Annotated in this window: 19 protein-coding genes and 1 tRNA gene; 14 read left to right on the forward strand and 6 right to left on the reverse strand. The window is 73.7% G+C overall.

Annotated elements, in window-relative coordinates; translation table 11 throughout:
• Positions 1-3: 3 nt before the first annotated feature.
• Positions 4-300, reverse strand: a complete 297-nt coding sequence (locus VGP36_21285; GenBank protein HEV7657243.1) for a DUF4235 domain-containing protein — start codon at positions 298-300, stop codon at positions 4-6.
• A 248-nt stretch (positions 301-548) separates the two neighbouring features.
• Between VGP36_21285 and VGP36_21290 the strand changes: the two genes are divergently transcribed.
• Positions 549-1049, forward strand: a complete 501-nt coding sequence (locus tag VGP36_21290; GenBank protein ID HEV7657244.1) for an AAA family ATPase — start codon at positions 549-551, stop codon at positions 1047-1049.
• Here the strand turns inward: VGP36_21290 and VGP36_21295 are convergent.
• Positions 1039-1551, reverse strand: coding sequence for an isochorismatase family protein (locus VGP36_21295; protein ID HEV7657245.1), 513 nt, complete (start codon positions 1549-1551; stop codon positions 1039-1041). The two genes, VGP36_21290 and VGP36_21295, sit on opposite strands and share 11 nt — an antisense overlap.
• A gap of 22 nt (positions 1552-1573) precedes the next feature.
• Here VGP36_21295 and VGP36_21300 point away from each other — a divergent pair, with 22 nt between their 5' ends.
• Positions 1574-2143, forward strand: a complete 570-nt coding sequence (locus VGP36_21300; protein HEV7657246.1) for a histidine phosphatase family protein — start codon at positions 1574-1576, stop codon at positions 2141-2143.
• Here VGP36_21300 and VGP36_21305 read toward each other — a convergent pair.
• Positions 2094-2876, reverse strand: a complete 783-nt coding sequence (locus VGP36_21305; protein ID HEV7657247.1) for a class I SAM-dependent methyltransferase — start codon at positions 2874-2876, stop codon at positions 2094-2096. The two genes, VGP36_21300 and VGP36_21305, sit on opposite strands and share 50 nt — an antisense overlap.
• A 119-nt stretch (positions 2877-2995) precedes the next feature.
• On the opposite strand from VGP36_21305, the gene VGP36_21310 reads away from it, so the two are divergent.
• Positions 2996-3682: an alpha/beta fold hydrolase gene (locus tag VGP36_21310; GenBank protein HEV7657248.1), complete on the forward strand. Its 687-nt coding sequence runs from the start codon at positions 2996-2998 to the stop codon at positions 3680-3682.
• On the opposite strand, the gene VGP36_21315 is transcribed toward VGP36_21310, so the two are convergent.
• On the reverse strand, positions 3679-4449 hold the full coding sequence (locus VGP36_21315; GenBank protein ID HEV7657249.1) for a LuxR C-terminal-related transcriptional regulator: 771 nt from the start codon (positions 4447-4449) through the stop codon (positions 3679-3681). The genes VGP36_21310 and VGP36_21315 overlap by 4 nt on opposite strands.
• Before the next feature lie 70 nt (positions 4450-4519).
• On the opposite strand from VGP36_21315, the gene VGP36_21320 reads away from it, so the two are divergent.
• From VGP36_21320 to VGP36_21350, 7 genes are all read left to right on the forward strand, one after another.
• A complete protein-coding gene (locus VGP36_21320; GenBank protein ID HEV7657250.1) occupies positions 4520-5332 on the forward strand; it encodes a uracil-DNA glycosylase in 813 nt (270 codons plus the stop codon).
• Positions 5333-5336: 4 nt separating this feature from the next.
• Positions 5337-6059 carry a DUF4129 domain-containing protein gene (locus tag VGP36_21325; protein ID HEV7657251.1) on the forward strand — a complete coding sequence of 241 codons (723 nt, stop codon included), beginning with the start codon at positions 5337-5339 and terminating at the stop codon, positions 6057-6059.
• Positions 6056-6535, forward strand: coding sequence for a hypothetical protein (locus VGP36_21330; protein ID HEV7657252.1), 480 nt, complete (start codon positions 6056-6058; stop codon positions 6533-6535). Before VGP36_21325 ends, VGP36_21330 begins: the two co-directional genes overlap by 4 nt.
• A 5-nt stretch (positions 6536-6540) precedes the next feature.
• Entirely contained in the window at positions 6541-7515 is a 975-nt protein-coding gene (locus VGP36_21335; GenBank protein HEV7657253.1) for a MoxR family ATPase, read from the forward strand.
• 234 nt (positions 7516-7749) lie between these two features.
• The gene (locus VGP36_21340; protein ID HEV7657254.1) at positions 7750-8967 is read left to right on the forward strand and encodes a DUF58 domain-containing protein; all 1218 of its coding nucleotides are present in this window, start codon (positions 7750-7752) and stop codon (positions 8965-8967) included.
• Positions 8964-9503 (forward strand): hypothetical protein, encoded by a 540-nt coding sequence (locus VGP36_21345; protein ID HEV7657255.1) that lies wholly within the window; start codon positions 8964-8966, stop codon positions 9501-9503. Before VGP36_21340 ends, VGP36_21345 begins: the two co-directional genes overlap by 4 nt.
• Positions 9504-9512: 9 nt before the next feature.
• Positions 9513-10853 carry an NAD(P)/FAD-dependent oxidoreductase gene (locus VGP36_21350; GenBank protein HEV7657256.1) on the forward strand — a complete coding sequence of 447 codons (1341 nt, stop codon included), beginning with the start codon at positions 9513-9515 and terminating at the stop codon, positions 10851-10853.
• Positions 10854-11685: 832 nt separating this feature from the next.
• Here VGP36_21350 and VGP36_21355 read toward each other — a convergent pair.
• Entirely contained in the window at positions 11686-12774 is a 1089-nt protein-coding gene (locus tag VGP36_21355) for a polysaccharide deacetylase (protein ID HEV7657257.1), read from the reverse strand.
• A gap of 122 nt (positions 12775-12896) precedes the next feature.
• Between VGP36_21355 and VGP36_21360 the strand changes: the two genes are divergently transcribed.
• The 4 genes from VGP36_21360 (at position 12897) to VGP36_21375 (ending at position 17493) form a co-directional block, all read left to right on the forward strand.
• Complete coding sequence (locus VGP36_21360; protein ID HEV7657258.1) at positions 12897-14117, forward strand: aldehyde dehydrogenase family protein; 1221 nt, start codon at positions 12897-12899, stop codon at positions 14115-14117.
• A gap of 26 nt (positions 14118-14143) precedes the next feature.
• Positions 14144-14219, forward strand: a tRNA-Leu gene (locus VGP36_21365).
• A gap of 52 nt (positions 14220-14271) precedes the next feature.
• Complete coding sequence (locus VGP36_21370; protein HEV7657259.1) at positions 14272-14616, forward strand: hypothetical protein; 345 nt, start codon at positions 14272-14274, stop codon at positions 14614-14616.
• A 1194-nt stretch (positions 14617-15810) separates the two neighbouring features.
• Positions 15811-17493 carry a hypothetical protein gene (locus VGP36_21375; protein ID HEV7657260.1) on the forward strand — a complete coding sequence of 561 codons (1683 nt, stop codon included), beginning with the start codon at positions 15811-15813 and terminating at the stop codon, positions 17491-17493.
• Between the two features lie 192 nt (positions 17494-17685).
• Here the strand turns inward: VGP36_21375 and VGP36_21380 are convergent, their stop codons facing one another.
• Positions 17686-18231, reverse strand: coding sequence for a carboxymuconolactone decarboxylase family protein (locus tag VGP36_21380; protein HEV7657261.1), 546 nt, complete (start codon positions 18229-18231; stop codon positions 17686-17688).
• Positions 18232-18254: the final 23 nt, after the last annotated feature.

Here is an 18254-nt window from a genome sequence, read left to right on the forward strand (position 1 = left end):
GGATCAGGTGGCGTCGGCGTCCTCGACGCCCGGCGGCAGCTTGCCGGTCAGCGACTTCCAGGTCGCCGCCGCGCCGCGGGCCGCGACGAGTCGGGCCGCCGCGACGGCGACGCCGGACACGGCCGCCCACATCAGCGCCTCGGACCACTCGGTCCCGGGCGCGGCCGGATTCTTGGGTGGCTCGTCGTGCTTCGCCTTCTTCCAGCCCGCTTCCAGCGCCTTGCGTACGGCGATGCCGGTCGGCACCGCGAACGCCAACGCGACGATCTTCCAGCCGATCTTGCCGGCCGCTCCAGCCACAGGTCGTCCTCCTCCAACGCGGTGTTCTCCGGCGACTACCCGGCCTGACCTCGGGCGACACCTGCCCCGCGGCCAGAGAAGTACACCAGTAAGCGCCGGGGCCAGCAGCGGTAGGCGTCGAGGACGTAGCTGGTGAGCAGTTCGAGCGCAAGAAGGGCTGATCCGCCGGATCGATCACGCCGCAGGCCGACTCGGCCGGGCCGGCGGAGGACACGGCGCCCGGCTCGCGGGGAGGGCAGGCTGGTGGGATGGGCGTGATCGTGATGACCGGACTGCCCGGCACGGGGAAATCGACGCTGGCCGAGGGCGTCGCCCGGGCGATCGGCGCGCCCGCGTTCGCCGGCGACTGGCTGCTCGGCGCGCTCGCGCCGCTCGGCGTGCTCGACCACGCCGACCGGCCGACCCAGCTCGCCGTCTACTTCGGACTGCTCGACAGCCTGGTCACCCGCCAGGTCCTGCTCGGCCAGGACGCTGTCGTCGACGCGGTGCTGGACGACGACGTCGCAGCACGGTGGCGGCGGAAGGCGCAGCTCGTCGTGGTCCAGTGCGTCTGCAGCGACGTAGCCGTCCACCGCAGCCGGATCGAGGGGCGGGTCCGCGGCATCCCGGGCTGGCACGAGGTCGGCTGGGACCACGTCGAACGGATGCGGCGGGAGTTCCGTCCGGTCACCGACCCGGAGCTCACACTCGACGCGGTCGACCCGGCCGAGGACAACCTGCGCCGGGTCCTCGACCTGGTCAGAAGCTGACGTCGGCGGTCGACGGGACCAGGGAGGGCTCGTCGCCGAGGGCGTGCTCGGCGACCCGGGCGACGACGGCGGCGGGGATGTCCTCCAGGTCGTACGTGCCGTGCCCGTCGTGCGGGAGCACGACCTCGTAGCCGCGGGCGAGCGCCGCCCGGGTCGTCGCGCTCACGCACATCTCCGAGAGCACGCCGCAGACCATGACCCGGCGGACCTGCCGTTCGGCCAGCAGCGCGGCCAGCGGGGTGCCGTCGAAGCCGTCGTCGGTCCGCTTGCGCACCACCACTCCGCCGGGCACGGCCAGTTCCCAACCGGCGGTGAAGGGTTCGTCGACCGCCCCGGGCGGCCCGTCGTTCTGCAGCTGCACGACCAGCGCGCCGGCCTCGGTGGCCCTCGAGACCAGCGACGCCACCCGCGCGGCCAGCGCGGCGCCGCCGACGACCGCGTCCGGACCGGAGACGAACGCCCGCTGCAGGTCGACGACGATCACGGCCTGGGTCGGAACCACCCGATCAGAGTAGGTTCCGCCCGTGCTCTACGTGGTACGTCACGCCGAACAGGCCGGTGAGGCCGAGGAGAGCGATCCCGGTCTCAGCACGGCCGGGCGGGAGCAGGCGCGCCGGCTCGCACTGCGGCTGCGCGCGACCACGCTGGAGACGATCCACCACTCGCCGGCCCGCCGGGCCGTCGAGACCGCCCGGCTGCTCGGCGAGCTGACCGGCGTACGGACCGAGGAGTCCGAGCTGGTCCGGGACCGCACCCCGCTGCCGGGTCCGGACGACGACAGCTACCCGCAGTGGTTCGCGGGCTGGTCGAGCGGGATCCCGGCCGCCGAGGGCGATCCCGGCGGCCGCGCCCTCGAGGCCACGGTCCGCTGCTTCGCGAACCGGCCCGGCGATCGGCTGATCGTGACGCACGCGTTCGTGGTGGGCTGGTTCGTCCGGCACGCGCTCGACGCCCCGTCCTCGGCCTGGCTGCGACTCGCGCCGGCGCACACCGGCCTGACCGTGATCGACTACCCGCCGGGCCGGCCGCCGCGGCTGGTCGCGGTCAACGACGTGGGCCATCTCCTCGGCCCGCCACCAGGATCGACACCCTGACGTCCTCCGCGAACGGACCCGGCCCGAGCGCGGCCCGCAGCCCGTCCTCGAAGGAGGACGACGACGAGGGCAGCTGCGCGGGCGAGAGCGCCGAGCAGACGTTGCCGGCGATCCGCCCGAGCGAGTGGCTCTCGGTGTAGTCGTAGGAGACCTCGACCGCGGCCGGGAAGCCCGCGGCGGCGAGCTCGGCGCGGAAGCCGGCCCGGCTGGCGGCGTCCGTACCGCAGGACGAGCTCACCGGCGCTCCCAGCCACTCCTCCAGGTACGCCCGCAGCGCCCGCGACCAGTCCAGCTCCCGCAGCCAGAGCGGGCTTCCGTTCGCGATGATCGCGATCCGGCCACGCGGGCTCATCGAGGTCGCGAGCGAGCGGAACAGCAGCGGCCGGTCGAGCAGATGGATCGCCTGCGCGATCGTGACCGCGTCCAGTCCGGCCAGCAGCGGCAGCCGGGCCACGTCGGCGTCGCCCGCGAGCAGCCAGGCGGCGGGAGCGTCAGGGGAACCGGACCGGGCCAGCGCCAGCATGTCCGCCGACGGATCGGCGCCGACGACCCGGGAGAAGTGCCGGGCCAGCGGGACGGTCAGCTGTCCGGTGCCGCACCCGAGGTCGAGCACGGAGGCGGACCGGGGCAGGCCGAGCGTCTTGACCAGCAGGTCGACGACGGGCTCCGGATACCCGCGCCGATGGGCCGCGTACGCCGTCGCCACCGCCCCGGAGAACGTCACGTCACGCACGCTGCCAGCCGGTGAAGGACCGGGACAGGGCTTCCGCTCAGAGCACACACCCGTGGTTTGACCGATGCGCGCGCGTCCGTGGAAGCAGGACGGTGGGGGTTCCCGCCGAAGGAGCCCTCATGCGCCGAGTCCTCGCCGGCCTGCTGGCCACCGCCGCTGCGACGCTCGCCCTCGCGGCCGCCCCGGCCGCCCCGGCCCAGGCCGCGACCGCCCACCCCCCGGTGATCTTCGTCCACGGCTTCGCCGGCGACGCCAGCAACTGGGTCGCCGCGATCGCCGCGTTCAGGCTGGCCGGCTACACCAGCTCCGAGCTCTACACGTACGACTACAACTGGGCCGGCGACAACAAGGTCAGCGCCCGCGGCCTGGGCACGATGGTCGACCAGGTCCGGGCCCGCACCGGCGCGGCCCAGGTCGACATCGTCAACCACTCGATGGGCGGCCTGGTCACCGGCTGGTACGTCAACGAGCTCGGCGGCCAGCCCAAGGTCCGGCACGTCGCCTCGATCGCCGGGGCCAACCACGGCACCACGTCCGCGTTCGCCTGCATCGCGCTGGTCAGCTGCCAGGAGATGGCGCCGGGCTCGTCGTTCATCACGCAGTACACGGCCGGCGACGAGACGCCCGGCAACACCCGCTACGCGACCTGGTACTCGCCCTGCGACGGCGTGATCATCCCGTACACGAGCACGCCGCTGGCCGGGGCGAGCAACCACTTCGTGCTCTGCCAGAACCACCTCGGGTTCCTGGTCGACCCGTTCGTGCTCACCGCGGTGATCCAGTTTCTTGGTCGTTCCGCCGGTTAGCCGGCACCGGCAGTTCCTGCAGAACTGACCAGCGGTCCGGCCGAGCCCACCAGCAGCCCGGTCAGCTCGACCCGGGAGCGGACGCCGAGCCGGGCGAAGATGTGCCGCAGGTGGTGCTCGACCGTACGGGGGCTGAGCACCAGCTGCGCGGCGACCTCCCGGTTGGTGGCGCCGGCGACGACCAGCCGGGCGACCTGCCACTGCTGCGGGGTCAGCCGCGGCACGGCGACCGGCGGCCCGGCCAGCGGGACTGCCGGGATCCCGTCCCAGGGGCCGAGCGACGAGGCGACCAGCAGCGCGACCCGGCTGCCGGCCAGGCGCCGGCCGGCGAAGCCGAGCGCATCCACCGAGAGCGGGTCCAGCAGCTCGGCCGCCTCGACCCGGCAGAGCACCGGCCGGTCCCGGGCCGCGGCGGCGAGCAGGTCGAGTACGGCGGTCCCGAGCACCAGCTCGTCGACCCGCCCGGCCCGGTGGCCGAGCACCCGCAGCAACGCCGCCGCCTGCGGCCCGGGCAGCCCGCCGACCAGCGGCGTGAGCGGGCGCAGCAGCCGGTGCAGGGCGGCGCCGCGCAGCCGGGACTCGGCCCGCACGCCGGTGGTGTGCAGGTCCAGCACGCCGGCCGGGCGGGCCCGGCGCAACAACGCGGCCCGGGCCGCGGCGGACCCGCCGTACACGACCAGCGCCCCGCCCCCGCCCGCCAGCAACGCCCCGACCGCAGCCCCGGCGTGAGCCGAACCGGTGCCGGGAGCCGAGCCGACCGCGGTCATGTCGTCATGGTGAGTGAGAGTTACCGACGGGTAAAGTCCCCGGACCGGCGACGTGGGCCAGGATGGTCCGGTGCAGAACCCAGCCTCCGTCCCGCCCGGTACGGGCTGGCCCGGCGACCTCGCCACCCCGGACACCCCGGTCGCCCGGAGCCCGGCCGACGTCGCCCGGCTGACCCGGGTGTCCACAGTGGACGAGCTGGACGCGCGGGTGTCGGTCTGCCGGGCCTGCCCGCGGCTGGTCGCCTGGCGGGAGGAGGTCGCGGTCACCCGCCGGGCCGCCTTCGCCGCCGAGCCGTACTGGGGCCGGCCGGCGCCCGGTTTCGGGCCGGCGACCGCTCGCATCGGCGTACTGGGCCTGGCGCCGGCCGCGCACGGCGCCAACCGCACCGGCCGTGTCTTCACCGGCGACCGCAGCGGCGACTGGCTCTACGCCGGGCTCCACCGGGCCGGGCTGGCCAACCAGCCGACCTCGGTGCACGCCGGGGACGGCCTGGAACTGACCGACACCCGGATCTTCGCCGCGGTCCGGTGTGCGCCGCCGGCGAACAAGCCGACCCCGGCCGAGCGGGACGCCTGCCGGCCCTGGCTGGCCCGGGAGCTGCAACTGCTGACCGCGCTGCAGGTGATCGTGGTGCTCGGCGCGTTCGGCTGGCAGTCGCTGTGGCCTGCGCTCAAGCAGGCCGGGCTGGCCGACGTCCCATCACCGCGCCCGGCCTTCGCGCACGGGGCCGAGGTCGTCGTCGGCGGGATCACCGTGCTGGGCTGCTACCACGTCTCCCAGCAGAACACGTTCACCGGCAAGCTGACCGAGCCGATGCTCGACGCCGTCCTCGACCGCGCCCGAATCGTGACGGAACCCCGTGGGGCGGCTGTGGGACGCTGAGGCGATGCGGGGAACCCAGCAGACGGCTCGGCTGGTCGCGGTCGCGATCGTCGTGCTGGGCGCGCTGGGCCTGGTCACGCTGGCCGCCCGCAGCGACCGGACGCCGGCGCTGGCCAAGCGCCCGGCTGTCGAGGCGACGACGGTGCTGCTGCCACCGGTCGCGACCCGGACCCAGGTCGAGGACGGCGGATCCCCCAACCCCGGTGGGGCGGCGAGCGAGCCGACCCACGTGCCCAGCTGGCAGGTCTGGCTCGCGGCCGCGCTGTTCGTCGCGCCGCTGGTGATGGGGCTGATCTGGGGGCCGGCGATGCTCTGGATCCCGGGCGGCCTGTTGCCCTGGCTGCGGCGCGAGCGGGCCGAGGACGAGCCGCCCGAGGTCGACGACGAGGTCGAGGCGACCGCGCTGACGGCGGCGGTCGAGCGCGGTCTCGTCGAGCTGGACCAGGGTGGGCCGGGGGAGGGCGTGATCGCCAGCTGGGTGCTGCTGGAGCGGGCCGCGGCCGACGCCGGCACCCACCGCGCCGCCCCGGACACCCCCTCGGAGCTGGCCGGCCGGCTGATCGACCGGCACGGCGTCTCGTCCGGGCCGCTGCTGCGGCTGGCCGAGCTCTACCGCGAGGCCCGCTTCTCCCGGCACCAGCTGCCCGAGTCGGCCCGGACCGAGGCCCGGGAGGCGCTGGAGCGGCTGCGCGGCGAGCTGGAGGCCAACCCGGTGGGCCGCCGGTGAAGCTCAAGGAACCGCTCCTGGTGCTGGCCGCCGCGGCCGCGGCCGGCGTCCTGCTGGCCCTGATCGCGTACACGCTCGGCTACAAGGCCGAGCCCGACATCTGCATCGTGGTCGGGCTCGCGGTCGGGCTGACCTGGCGGCTGGCCCGCCTGGTCGTGCCGCCGCAGGAGCCGCCCCCGGAGCTGCGGCCGGACGGTCCGCCGGACGACGGACTGCTGCTGTTGACCTCGCTGGAGAGCCGGCTGTCCTGGGGCGCGGCCGACGCCGACCGGTTCCGGGAGCGGGTCCGGCCCGAGCTGGTGGCGTTGGCCACGGACCTGTTGCGTACCCGGCGCGGGGTGGACCCGCGCACCCACCCCGACCGAGCCCGTTCCATCCTGGGAGAACCGCTGTGGCAGTTGATGACAGGCCCGCCGGCGCGCAGTCCGAGCCGGGCCCAGCTCTCGCGAATGGTGGAGGCCCTCGAACGGATCTGACCCCGCTGCCGCTGTCGGACGTCTGGGCCGCGGGGGAGGCGGTGCTGGACTCCGTCGAGCAGGTCGTGGTCGGCAAGCGCCGGGCGCTGACGATCGTGCTGGCCGGGATCCTGGCCGGCGGCCACGTGCTGCTGGAGGACTACCCCGGCCTGGGCAAGACGCTGGCCGCCCGGTCGCTGGCCCAGACCCTCGGGCTGGACTTCCGCCGGCTGCAGTTCACCCCGGACCTGCTGCCCAGCGACGTGACCGGCTCCTTCGTCTACGACCAGCGCTCGTCGGAGTTCGCGTTCCGGGCCGGGCCGCTGTTCTGCGGGCTGCTGCTGGCCGACGAGATCAACCGGACGCCGCCGAAGACGCAGTCGGCGCTGCTGGAGGCCATGCAGGAGCGGCAGGTCACGGTCGAGGGCCGGACGTTCGGGCTGCCCGAGCCGTTCCACGTGATCGCCACCGCGAACCCGATCGAGTACGAGGGGACGTACCCGCTGCCGGAGGCGCAGCTGGACCGGTTCCTGCTCCGGGTCGCCTTCGGCTACCCGGAGCGGGCGGAGGAGCTGGACGTGCTGCGCCGCCGGATGGCCCGGCAGCGGGAGGCGACGGTGCTGGAGCCGGTGCTGGACACGACCGGGCTGCTGCGGGCGCAGCGGGCGATCGAGCGGGTCGAGGTCGAGGACACCGTGGCCGGCTACTGCGTGGACCTGGCCGTGGCGACCCGGACCCGGCAGCAGGTGCTGGTCGGCGCCTCGCCCCGGGGCGCGCTGGCGTTGCTGCTGGTGTCCCGGGCGCTGGCGGTGCTGCGCCGGCGTGACTACGTCACCCCGGAGGACGTCAAGGCGGTCGCGGTCGCGGTGCTCGGCCACCGGCTCACGCTGAAGCCCGAGATGTGGCTGCGCCGGGTGTCGCCCGAGGACGTCGTCCGCGAGGTGCTCGGCGAGGTGCCCACGCCGCCGACCGCGGTGCGGATGCCGGTCGCGGCCCGCTGAGCCGTGCCCAGCACCCCAGGCCGGAACGGGCCCGAAGGCCGGAACGGGGCCCAAGCCCGCAACGGAGCCCAGGGCCGGAACGGAGCCCGAGGCCGGAACGGGGCCCGAGGCCCGAACGGGGCCCGAGGCCGGAACGGAGCACAAGCCCGGAACGGGGCCCGGGTCCGGAACGGCGTCCGGATCGCGATCGGCCCGCCGCGCTGGCGGCCGACCGCGGCGCTGGCCCGCGCGGTCGTGCTCGGTGCCGCGCTGCTGCTGGTCGCGGTGCTGCTGCGACGGGCCGACCTGGTCGTGCTGGCCGCGCCGTTGCTGCTCGGCGCCGGCCTCGGGCTGGCCGGGCGGCCGGTCGCGGCACCGTCGCTGACCCTGACCGGGCCGGTCGATGCGCTGCTGGAGGGCGGCCGGGCGACCGCGACGGTGGTCGTCGACGTACCCGACGGAGTGGACGTGGCGGCGGTCGAGGTGGCCCTGCCCGCCGGGCTGCAGCCGCTGACCGGCGCGGTCGCGGTCGTCGCCGACGGGCCGACCGAGGTGACGCTCTCGTTCCGGGCCACCCGCTGGGGCCGCCGCCAGGCCGGGCCGGCCTACCTCAGGGCGACCGCCGGGTACGGGATGCTCAGCTGGCCGCGGGTAGCGACCGACTCCGTGCCGGTGACGACCTGGCCGCTGCGGGACGACTTCGACGCCGAGGACACGGTGCCGCGGGCCGAGGGCCTGGTCGGCGGCCACCGCTCCCGGCGGCCGGGGGAGGGCGGCGACGTCGCCGGCGTACGGCCGTTCCAGGCCGGCGACCGGCTGCGGCGGATCAACTGGCGGGTGACCGGGCGGACCGGCGAGCTGCACGTGACCGCGATGTACTCCGACCGCGACACCGAGGTGCTGCTCGTGCTGGACAGCGGGCAGGACCTCGGCCGCGCCCCGGAGACCTCGCTGGACGTCGGCGTACGGGCCGCGGCCGCGGTGGCCGAGCACTACCTGCGGGTGGGGGACCGGGTCGGGCTCATCGACCTGGGCCGGCCGCAGCGGACGGTGCCGGCCCGCAACGGCCGCAACCATCTGGTCCGGCTGCTGGACGTGCTGCTGGACGCGAAGGCCGGCCAGAGCCGGGCGGCCCCGTCGGCGGCCGAGGTCAGCCTGCTCGGCTCGGCCGGCGCGCTCTTGGTGCTGCTCAGCCCGCTGGCGACGTCGGACTCGCTGGCCGCGGTGGCCACGCTGGCCCGCTCCGGCCGGTCGGTGGTCGCGGTGGACACGCTGCCGGCGGAGCTGCGCCCGGAGGAGCGCGGCCCCTGGACGGGGCTGGCGTTCCGGATCTGGCGGTTGCGCCGGGACGCCGACCTGGACCGGCTGGCCGAGCTCGGGGTGCCGGTGGTGGCCTGGCAGGGCAGCGGCAGCCTGGACGCGGTGCTGCGGGACGCGGGCCGGGCCGCCCGGGCCGCGAAGGCGGGCCGATGATCATCCCCGACCCGCACGAGATCCTGCGCTGGTCCCGGCCCGTCCAGATCATCCGCGGGCTGGAGGTCCTGGCCGGCGCGGGCGCGCTGGTCGCGGGCGGCTGGGGCGGCGGCATCCCGCTGGTGGTGACGATCCTCGGCGCGTTCGGGCTGCTGTCGGCGGCGGCGAACCCGGCCGGTCTCGGCCCGGGCGTGGTCATCGCGGGCGCCGGGCTCGGCTGGGTGCTGCACTACGGCGTCGACACCGCCCCGGTCCTCGGCACCGTGCTCCTCACGCTGGCGCTGGCCGCGCACCACCAGACCGCCGCGCTGGCCGCCGCGCTGCCCAACCGCGCGCGCGTGCACCGGGACGTGCTGGTCCGCTTCGGCCGGCACGGGGGGATCGTGCTGATCCTGACCGCAGGCGTGGCCACGTTGGCGCTGGCGCTGGGGAAGCCGGGCGGGTCGGTGCCGCTGGAGCTGATCGGGGTGGTCGCCGTGGTGGCCGCGATCGCGGTGCCCGTCGTGCTCAGTCGCGCGGGCGCCAGATCTGGGTAGTCTCGGCGCATGCCGGACAGGCCGCACATCCTCATTGTCGGCGGTGGGTACGTGGGCATGTACACCGCCCTGCGCCTGCAGAAGAAGCTGCGCCGCAACGAGGCCCGGATCACGGTCGTCGACCCGCAGAACTACATGACGTACCAGCCGTTCCTGCCGGAGACGGCGGCCGGCTCGCTGGAGCCGCGGCACGTGGTGGTGCCGCTGCGCAAGGTCCTCAAGCACTGCCGGGTGGTCACCGGAATGGTCACCGGCGTCGACCACGGCCGCCGGGTCGCGACCCTGCTGCCGGTCGAGGGCCCCGAGGAGGAGGTCCCGTACGACCAGATCGTGGTCGCCCCGGGCTCGATCGTGCGAACCCTGCCGATCCCCGGGCTGGCCGAGGTCGGGATCGGGTTCAAGACCGTCGGCGAGGCGATCTACCTGCGCAACCACGTGCTGTCCCGGCTGGACTACGCGGCCTCGGTGTCGGACGAGGAGCACCGGCGGCGCGCGCTGACGTTCGTGTTCATCGGTGGTGGCTACGCCGGGATCGAGGCGTTCGCCGAGCTGGAGGACATGGCGCGGTACGCGACCCGCTACTACGAGGACGTCACCCCGGACGACATGCGCTGGGTGCTCATCGAGGCGACCGGGCGGATCCTGCCCGAGGTCAGCGTGCCGATGTCGGAGTACACGGTGCAGCAGCTGATCAAGCGGAAGATGGACATCCGGCTCAACACCCGGGTCGAGTCGCTCACCGACGGGCACGTCGTGCTCTCCGACGGCGAGGAGTTCGACGCCGAGACGGTCGTCTGGACCGCCGGGGTCAAGGCCAACCCGGTGCTGACCCGTACGGACCTGCCGCTGGACGAGAAGGGCCGGCTGACCTGCACGGCCGACCTGCGGGTACAGGGCGTCGAGGACGCCTGGAGCGCCGGCGACTGCGCCGCGGTGCCGGACCTGACCAACCCGGGCTCGTTCACCGGCCCGTCCGCGCAGCACGCGGTCCGCCAGACCAAGACGCTGGCGGCGAACATCGTGGCCGCGCTACGCCGCCGCAAGCTGGTGGACTACCGGCACAAGTACGTCGGCTCGGTCGCCAGCCTCGGCCTCTACCGCGGCGTCGCCGAGGTGTACGGGATCAAGCTGCGGGGCTGGCCGGCCTGGTTCATGCACCGTACGTACCACCTCTCCCGGGTGCCGACGCTCAACCGGAAGGTGCGGGTGCTGGCGGACTGGACGTTGGCGATCTTCTTCCCGCGGGAGGTCGTCTCCCTCGGGCAGCTGCAGCAGCCGCGGCGCGAGTTCGAGCTGGCCGCGCTGCCCAACCCGGCAACCCTCCCCGGCGCCGCCCGCGAGGCCGGCTGACTCTTCAGGTGCGGGTTTGCGTCCAGTTTTGCGCTGCCCTCGCAGCTGTGGTGATCCGCAAACCACGCGAAACTCCGGCCGCCGGTGACCGCCGGTGTCCGGGCGGCCATCGATGCGGTCCTGGCGGGTGCGACGGCGAGCAGTGTCAAGAGCGAGGTCCTCGATCTCACGACGCAGGGCAGGTCGTTGCCCGATACGCTCAAGGATCTCGCCCATGCGGCGGCGTGCTTCGCCAACGTCCAGGGCGGACGCTTGATCGTCGGCGTCGCCGATGACAGGAGCGGTGCCGAGGCTCTCGTGGGCTGCACCCTCGATCCGCAACTCACGCAGCGTCGGATCTACGAGATCAGACCCTGCTCTGATAGTCGGTGTCGCCCGATTCAGGGTGGGCGAGGTCGATCTGCTCATCGTGGACGTGCCCTCGAGCCCGGAGGTCCATGCCGTGGCAGGGCGCTCGACCGAGCGCATCGGAACCACCTGTCAGCCGATGTCGACCGTTCGGATCGCGACCCTGGTGGCCGAGCGGCCGGCTCCGGGAGGATGCCGTTGCCGCGCTCGGCCCAGCGCTCACCTACCGCCGCAGGACCCCGGACGAGTACGACCGCAAGATCATCGGTCTCGTCGAGGAGGCCGGCGAGGTCAACGCGCGAATGGTCAAGCTGATGCTGGATCTCGATGCCTCTCCGGCCTCGCGGTTGCTGGGGGACCTGGTGAACCGCGGAATACTCACGAAGACGTCCGAGGCGGAGCGAGGTCCCAGCGTCGCCTATGGACCAGGTCCTCTCTTTCCGGGCCGTGTCAGCCGCCGCGCGAGGCCGTGACGCAGCCAGCGTCAGCCGACGGTGTAGACGGGCGGGCGTGCCTGCAGGGCCTTCAGCGTGGCCGGCGTCTGCGCCTGCATCCAGGCGATCACGTCCCGGTACGGCACGCAGCGCGTCTCCGGCTTCCGGCAGGTCTCCTCGACGAAGTGCGCGAGCGCCTGGGTGTAGGCGTTGCCGTTCCAGGAGTTGAAGTGGTTGCCGAGCACCAGCGGCGCCCGGTTCCCGCTGTAGGCGGCCTTGTACATGGCCCGGTACGTCTGCAGCACCTGCCGCGAGCTGGCCGCGGTGTCGTGTGTGGACGGTGGGTTGCCGGTCTGCTTGACCCAGAAGTTGTAGTCCATCGAGATGACGCCGGAGCCGGTCCCGGCCAGCGGCACGTACGCCAGCGGGAACTCCCACAGCCCCCACCGGTCCCGCTCCGGCCAGGAGATCCCGTTCGCGGTCCGGCTGGTGTCGTAGCTGAAGCCCTTGGCCTTCAGCGCCGGGCCGAGCTGGTCGGGCTGGTCCTCCAGGCACGGCGTCCGTCCACCTCGGACGGTCGAGGCGGGGATGGTCAGGTCGTGGTGCGCCGTCCAGAACCGGAAGAACTGGCTGAGCTCGCTGGACCAGGCCGCGGTGGACCAGTCGCCGCCGGACGGTGCGGAGCCGGCGCAGAAGTGGCCGTTGTAGTGGGTCCCGATCTCCATCCCGGCCCCGTACGCCGAGTTGAGGTCGCGGACGAGCGTCCGGACCTCGGCCGGGGTGTTCCAGCTGCCGAGCGAGCTGGCGCCGGCGGCGTGGCCGGGGCCGGTGTAGTCGGTGCGGTGGTCGCGGTCGAGCAGGTAGACGCCGGACAGGAAGCCGGTGAAGCGCATCCCGGACTTCGCCGCGACGCCGCGCCAGAACGTCCACTTGTCGTGGTCGCCGGCGCCGTCGAAGGACACGATGACGAACTGTGGCGGGCGCTGACCGGGCTCCAGCGCGATCGCCGGTACGGCGGCGGCGGCGGCGAGGGCCGCGGGGGCTTTCGCCGGGGCCGGGGTCGTCCCGGACCTCCCGGTCGCGAGCACGACGCCCAGCGTGACGACGAGTGCTCCGGCCAGGACAACGTTGCTCCGCATCGCACCTCCCGGCCCGCTACGGTCCGCAACATAACGCCACGACCGCTCTGACCGTCGGCACCGCGCCGAAGCCCGCCTGTCCGATACCCCGCCCGCGCGGCGCCCGTCGTAGGGTCTGCGGCATGACGCAGGTCGCCGACGCCGTCCGGGGATGCGCCGAGTCCGCGCACGCCGCCGCCGGCAGCATCGCCGCCGCGGGCCCGGAGACGATCGACGCGGCCCTGCTCGCGATCGCCGGCCGGCTGCTCGACTCCGCCGACGCCGTACTCGCCGCGAACGCCGCCGACGTCGCCGCCGGCGGGCTGCCGCCGGCGATGACCGACCGGCTGCGGCTGGATCCGGCCCGGCTGGAGGCGATGGCGCACCAGCTGCGCGTGCTGGCCGACGTCCCGCATCCCCAGTGGTCCCGGGTCGTCCGGGAGCTGCCCGGCGCGCTGGTCGAGGAGCGCCGCAAGCCGGTCGGCGTGATCGGCGCCAACTTCGAGGCCCGCCCGAACGTCGTCGTCGACGTCGCCTCCCAGCTGCTGAAGTCCCGCAACGCCGGCGTGCTGCGGACCGGCTCGGCCGCGATCGGCTCGGCCGTCGCGCTGCTGGACGAGGTGATCGCGCCGGCCCTGGACGCCTCCGGGCTCGACCCGGCCGCGATCCAGCTGGTCCGGGTGCCGGGCCGGGAGACCGCCCGGTCGCTGGTGGCCCAGCCCGACCTGGTCCCGCTGGTGATCCTGCGCGGCAGCGGGGCCAGCACCCGGGAGCTGACCGCCGAGGCGGCGCGGCACGGCGTCCGGACCCTGGCCCACGCCGACGGCGGCGGCGTCCTCTACCTCGACGCCGGCGCCGACCGCGGCAAGGCGCTGGCCCTGGTGGAGGAGAGCCTGGACCGGCTCGGCGTCTGCAACCGGCTCAACCTGCTGCTGGTCGTACGGGACCGCTGGGACGAGCTGGTCCCGGCTGTCCGTACGGTGCTGGACCGGCTCGGGATCGCCGCCGACCTCCCGCCGCACGACCACGAGCTCGGCCTGGAGTGGGCGCTGCAGGACGGCCGCGAGGCGACGGTGACGATCGCGCCGGTGGGCGGTCCGGCCGAGGCGGCCCGGCTGGCGGACGCCTCGACGTCGGGGCTCGCGGCCGGAATCGCGACCGAGGACGCGGCCGCGGCCGACGAGTTCCTGTCCGCCTACAACGGGACCGGCGCGTTCTGGAACGTGACGACCCGGCTGCTGGACGGCTTCAAGCTGCTCGGCGTCCCGGAGACGGGCATCAACGTCGACCACCTTCCCGGCCCGCGCGGTCCGGTCACCTTCCTCGACCTGCACCTGCGACAGTTCGTCGTCACCCCGCGCTGACCCCCGCTACCCTCACAGGGAGTTGCGCCCCCGTAGCCCAACGGCAGAGGCGGGCCCCTTAAAAGGGTCTCAGTGTGGGTTCGACTCCCACCGGGGGCACCACGCAGAAGGTAACGGGATCCAGCCGGGTGTCCGCGCTGACCGTGACCTGACAGTGGGCGACGTTGGCCGTCCGGTCGTAGCGGACTTCCAGCCGGAACGCATCGAACAGCGCCCGGGCTTGGGCGTCGGGCAGCCGGGCCAGGTCGACGTCGGCGACCGGCAGCGAGTCGAGCAGCGCTACGTCCGGGACGGCGCCTTCCAGTCCCGCGGCCTCGTTGGCGAGCCGTTCAGAGTCGGCGCGCAGCTCGGCGAGGCGAACGTTGACGTCGCGGACCAGGTCGCCGTCCGGGTCATCGGTCAGCTCAAGCGATCGAACGAGCCGCTTGCGCCGGGCGGCGATGTCGTCCTGCTTTCTCCGGATGCTCGCGATGTCCTGCTCCCGCCGCCTGTCGTCTGAGCCGTCGTACTGCTGGGCTGGCAACTGCCGCCGGTCCGCTCCGAAGACGTGCTTGGCGAAGAACGCGTACACGCCGGCCACCAGCCTGGGCTCTGAGACCCAGAGCGACTTCGGGTGCCCCTCCAGCGCACCGCCCGCTGGCTGGCAGCCGTAGTAGAGGTCGTCCGCGTGCCGGGACTTCCCGCACATCCGTCGGCCGCATAGCGCGCAGAACACGTAGCTGCGCAGTCGGTAGGTACGTCGGGTTTGCGGATGCTGGTTGCGCCCGGCGTCACTCCGGACTCGGGCGCGCCGGTCGGTGATCTTCTGGGCTGCGAGGAAGGTCTCCCGGCTCACCAGCGCGGGATGCGTGACCTCGGGCGACCAGACCCACTCGGAGACTGGGTTGACCTTGCCGTGGCCTGGGCACGTTGGCCTCTGGCGTCGCGTACAAGGTCTACCGGATCACGATGCCGTTCACGCACACCGCGGACCAGGCCGAGTTCACCATCTCCGCCACCAACGTCACCGGCCTCGGGAACCAGGCGTTCGGGGTGGACGACGTCGACCTGCAGGCCACCCTCGTCCCTGCACGGCGTCGGGCAGGCTGTCGCGCAACGCGTTGGCGTAGCCGCGGAACGGGTCGAGTGCGGCCTCGGCGATCTGCGCCCGGAACTGGTCGAAGGCGGTGCCGTTGCTCTCGACGGCGCCGTCGGCGTAGAGGACCGACTGCTATACGGGCTCAGCCCGATCCGTTGCCGGCGCGCCGGTCGACCCTCTTCCGCCCGGGCGGGAGCAGCAGGTGGGACCGCCTCCGGCCGACGAGCCACGTACGCAGCCGCGCCGTGCAGTCGCCGGCCCGGAGGGTCGGAAACCGAACAGACGCACCGTTCTACGGCGAACAGACGGCGCGGGTCGGCACTGACAGTCTCCGGGAGTCAGCAGCGCCACGGCCGCGCTGGAGCATCCGAGATGACGAACTGCCCGCACCGGCCGCTTGTCCGCCGGCCGATCGGCCCGACCGCGACGCAGCCAAGGTCGTCTCGGCCCACCCCGAACAGGGATGGAGCCGGCTCTGCAACGGCGTGGTCGTCTTCGACGACCTCGGCGGGCTGCTACCCGACGCCAAACCGTCATTCCGCAGCGCCCGCCGCGGCCTACCTGTTCGCCCTCCCTGCGCGAACCCGTCGCGCCTCATCCGGAAGGAATCCCACTATGCAACGACCCAACTCCGACACCACCGACCGCGGCCGCATCTCCCGCATCGCGGCAACCGCCGTCGCCACCGCGGTCGTCGGCGGCGCGCTGGCCCTCGCCGCCCCGTCCGCCGGCGCCACGCCGGCCTCCGCCACGATCACCGCCTGGGGCAAGAACGCCGCCAGGCAGACGGACGTCCCGACCGCCGCCCAGTCCGGCGTGGTCGCCATCGCCGCCTCGACGCAAACCGGGCTGGCCCTCAAGACCGACGGTTCGGTGGTCGGCTGGGGCACCGACAGCATGAACCTGTCCACCATCCCGGCGGCCGCCCAGTCCGGCGTGGTGGCCATCGACGCCGAAGGCAGCGCGGCGCTGGCGCTGAAGTCCGACGGCTCGCTCGTGGGCTGGGGCGAAGGGCGCTCCCAGACCCCTACCGCCCCGCTCACCGGCGTCACTGAGATCGCCTCGTCGAGCGACGCCGGTATGGCCCTGAAGTCCGACCACACCATCCAGACCTGGGGGGGCTCGAGCCTGACCGGCGAGAGCAACGTCCCGGCCGCAGTCCAGGGTCATGCGGTGAGCATCGACGGTGGTAACGCGCTCAGTGTCGCCCTGACCGACACCGGTGCCGTCGCCGCCTGGGGTTGGGACGGCGGCGGTGGGACAGCGGTCCCGGACGCCGCCAAGTCCGGCGTCGTCAAGGTCGTCGCCTCCGGCAACGATGTCGCGGCGCTCAAGAGCGACGGTTCGGTCGTGACCTGGGGCGCTTCCACGACCGCCATCGGTCCGACGCCGGCCGCCGCGAGGTCCGGGGTGGTCGACGTGGCCGTCGGCTTCGACTTCGCGGTCGCGCTGAAATCCGACGGCAGCCTCGTCTCCTGGGGCTCGGGCAACGCCTACGGCCAACAGAACATCCCGGCCGCAGCCGGCTACCACGCGACGGCCCTGGCCGCCAACGGGTTCTTCGCCATGACGCTCCACGCGCCGCTCGCCTCGGTCCCGCCCGTGATCAACGGCACGCCGCCGGCGGCGGTGCTGGGCCAGCCCTACGACTTCACCGTGACCGCGGCCACGGATGGCGGCGTGGCGCAGGTCACCGAGGGGACGCTGCCGGCCGGGCTGCGCATGGACTCCAGCGGCCGCATCACCGGCACCCCGACCAAGGCCGGCCGGGCCACGGTCACCGTGACCGCGACAACGGGCCTCGGGTCAGCGAGCTGGCCGATGACGGTCACCGTGCAGCCGCAGCACAGCACGAACGTGCAGTTCTCCAGCGTCCCGCCGGCCTCGGTGGACGTCGGGGCGCTGGAGAGTGACCAGTACGTCCGCAGCTTCGCCGAGCGGTACAACCAGACCCTGACCAGCAACCTGACCGTCGGCGGCACCACCGTCCCGGCCGGCACCAAGGTGAACGTCTACTACGTGCACGACGACCACGTGGGCTCCGACAACGCGGCCCACACCCTCACCGGCTCCGAAGGGTTCGGCACCAAGGTGCTCGCCACGGCGACCAGCACCGCGGACCTGCAGGCCACCACCGCTCTGTTCAAGGCCCCCGGCACGACCTACCCGACCAGCACCGACCAGGGCCTGGAGTTCGACGACTCGGTCACCAAGTACGTCGACCAGACCGGCATCAACTTCACCCTCAACTCCTACAACGCCAGCGACGCCGCCCGCGTCATCACCCTCGCGCCGTAACACCCACCACCCACAACACGGAACCAGTGGACGCCAGGGGGCACACCGCCCCCTGGCGTCCACAGTCGTAGGCCCGATACGTAGGCAGAGCCTGGGCTACAAGGCGATGGCCGCCATGACGGTGACGGAGCCGGTGACGCGGTTGCCTTCTGGGTTGTCTCCGGCCGGGGGCACGAGGCAGGCCCTGGCGGGTCAGTGGGGCAGCAGGTCGGACAGGCCGGTGTAGCCGCGGTCGTGCAGCCGCTGGCCGGAGACCGGGTAGTAGTCGGCGTCCGCGCGGATGCCGTGGCCGTCCACCATGCGGTTCATGAGGTTGAACAGGGCGCTGACCATGATCGCGTCGTGCAGCGCCTGCTCGGTCCAGCCGGCGGCGAAGACGGGCTCGGCGTCGGCCGGGGTGATCCGGGCCGGGCTCTGGGTGAGCTTGCCGACGTAGCGCAGCACCGGCTTGAGACGCTCGTCCACCGGCGAGCCGTCGAGGTCGGAGAGCGCGGCCTCGAGCAGGCCGGCCGGGAGGCCGAACGCCTCCGCGGTCGCGGTGTGCACGCCGTGACAGTACGAGCAGTCGTTGAGCCCGGACACGTACGCGGCGATGAGCTCGCGCTCGGCCACCGAGAACGGCGACGGTCCGCGCAGCAACGCCTCGTGCAGCTCGAGCAGCGGCTGGACGCCCGCCGGGTACGCGGAGAACACGTCCATGAGCACGGCTCCGTCCGGCAACGACGGCAGGGTGGGCATCGGTGGTCCTCTCGGTCGACGGG

Source organism: Mycobacteriales bacterium, from assembly GCA_035995165.1.
In the GTDB taxonomy this organism is placed as follows: Bacteria; Actinomycetota; Actinomycetes; order Mycobacteriales; family CADCTP01; genus CADCTP01.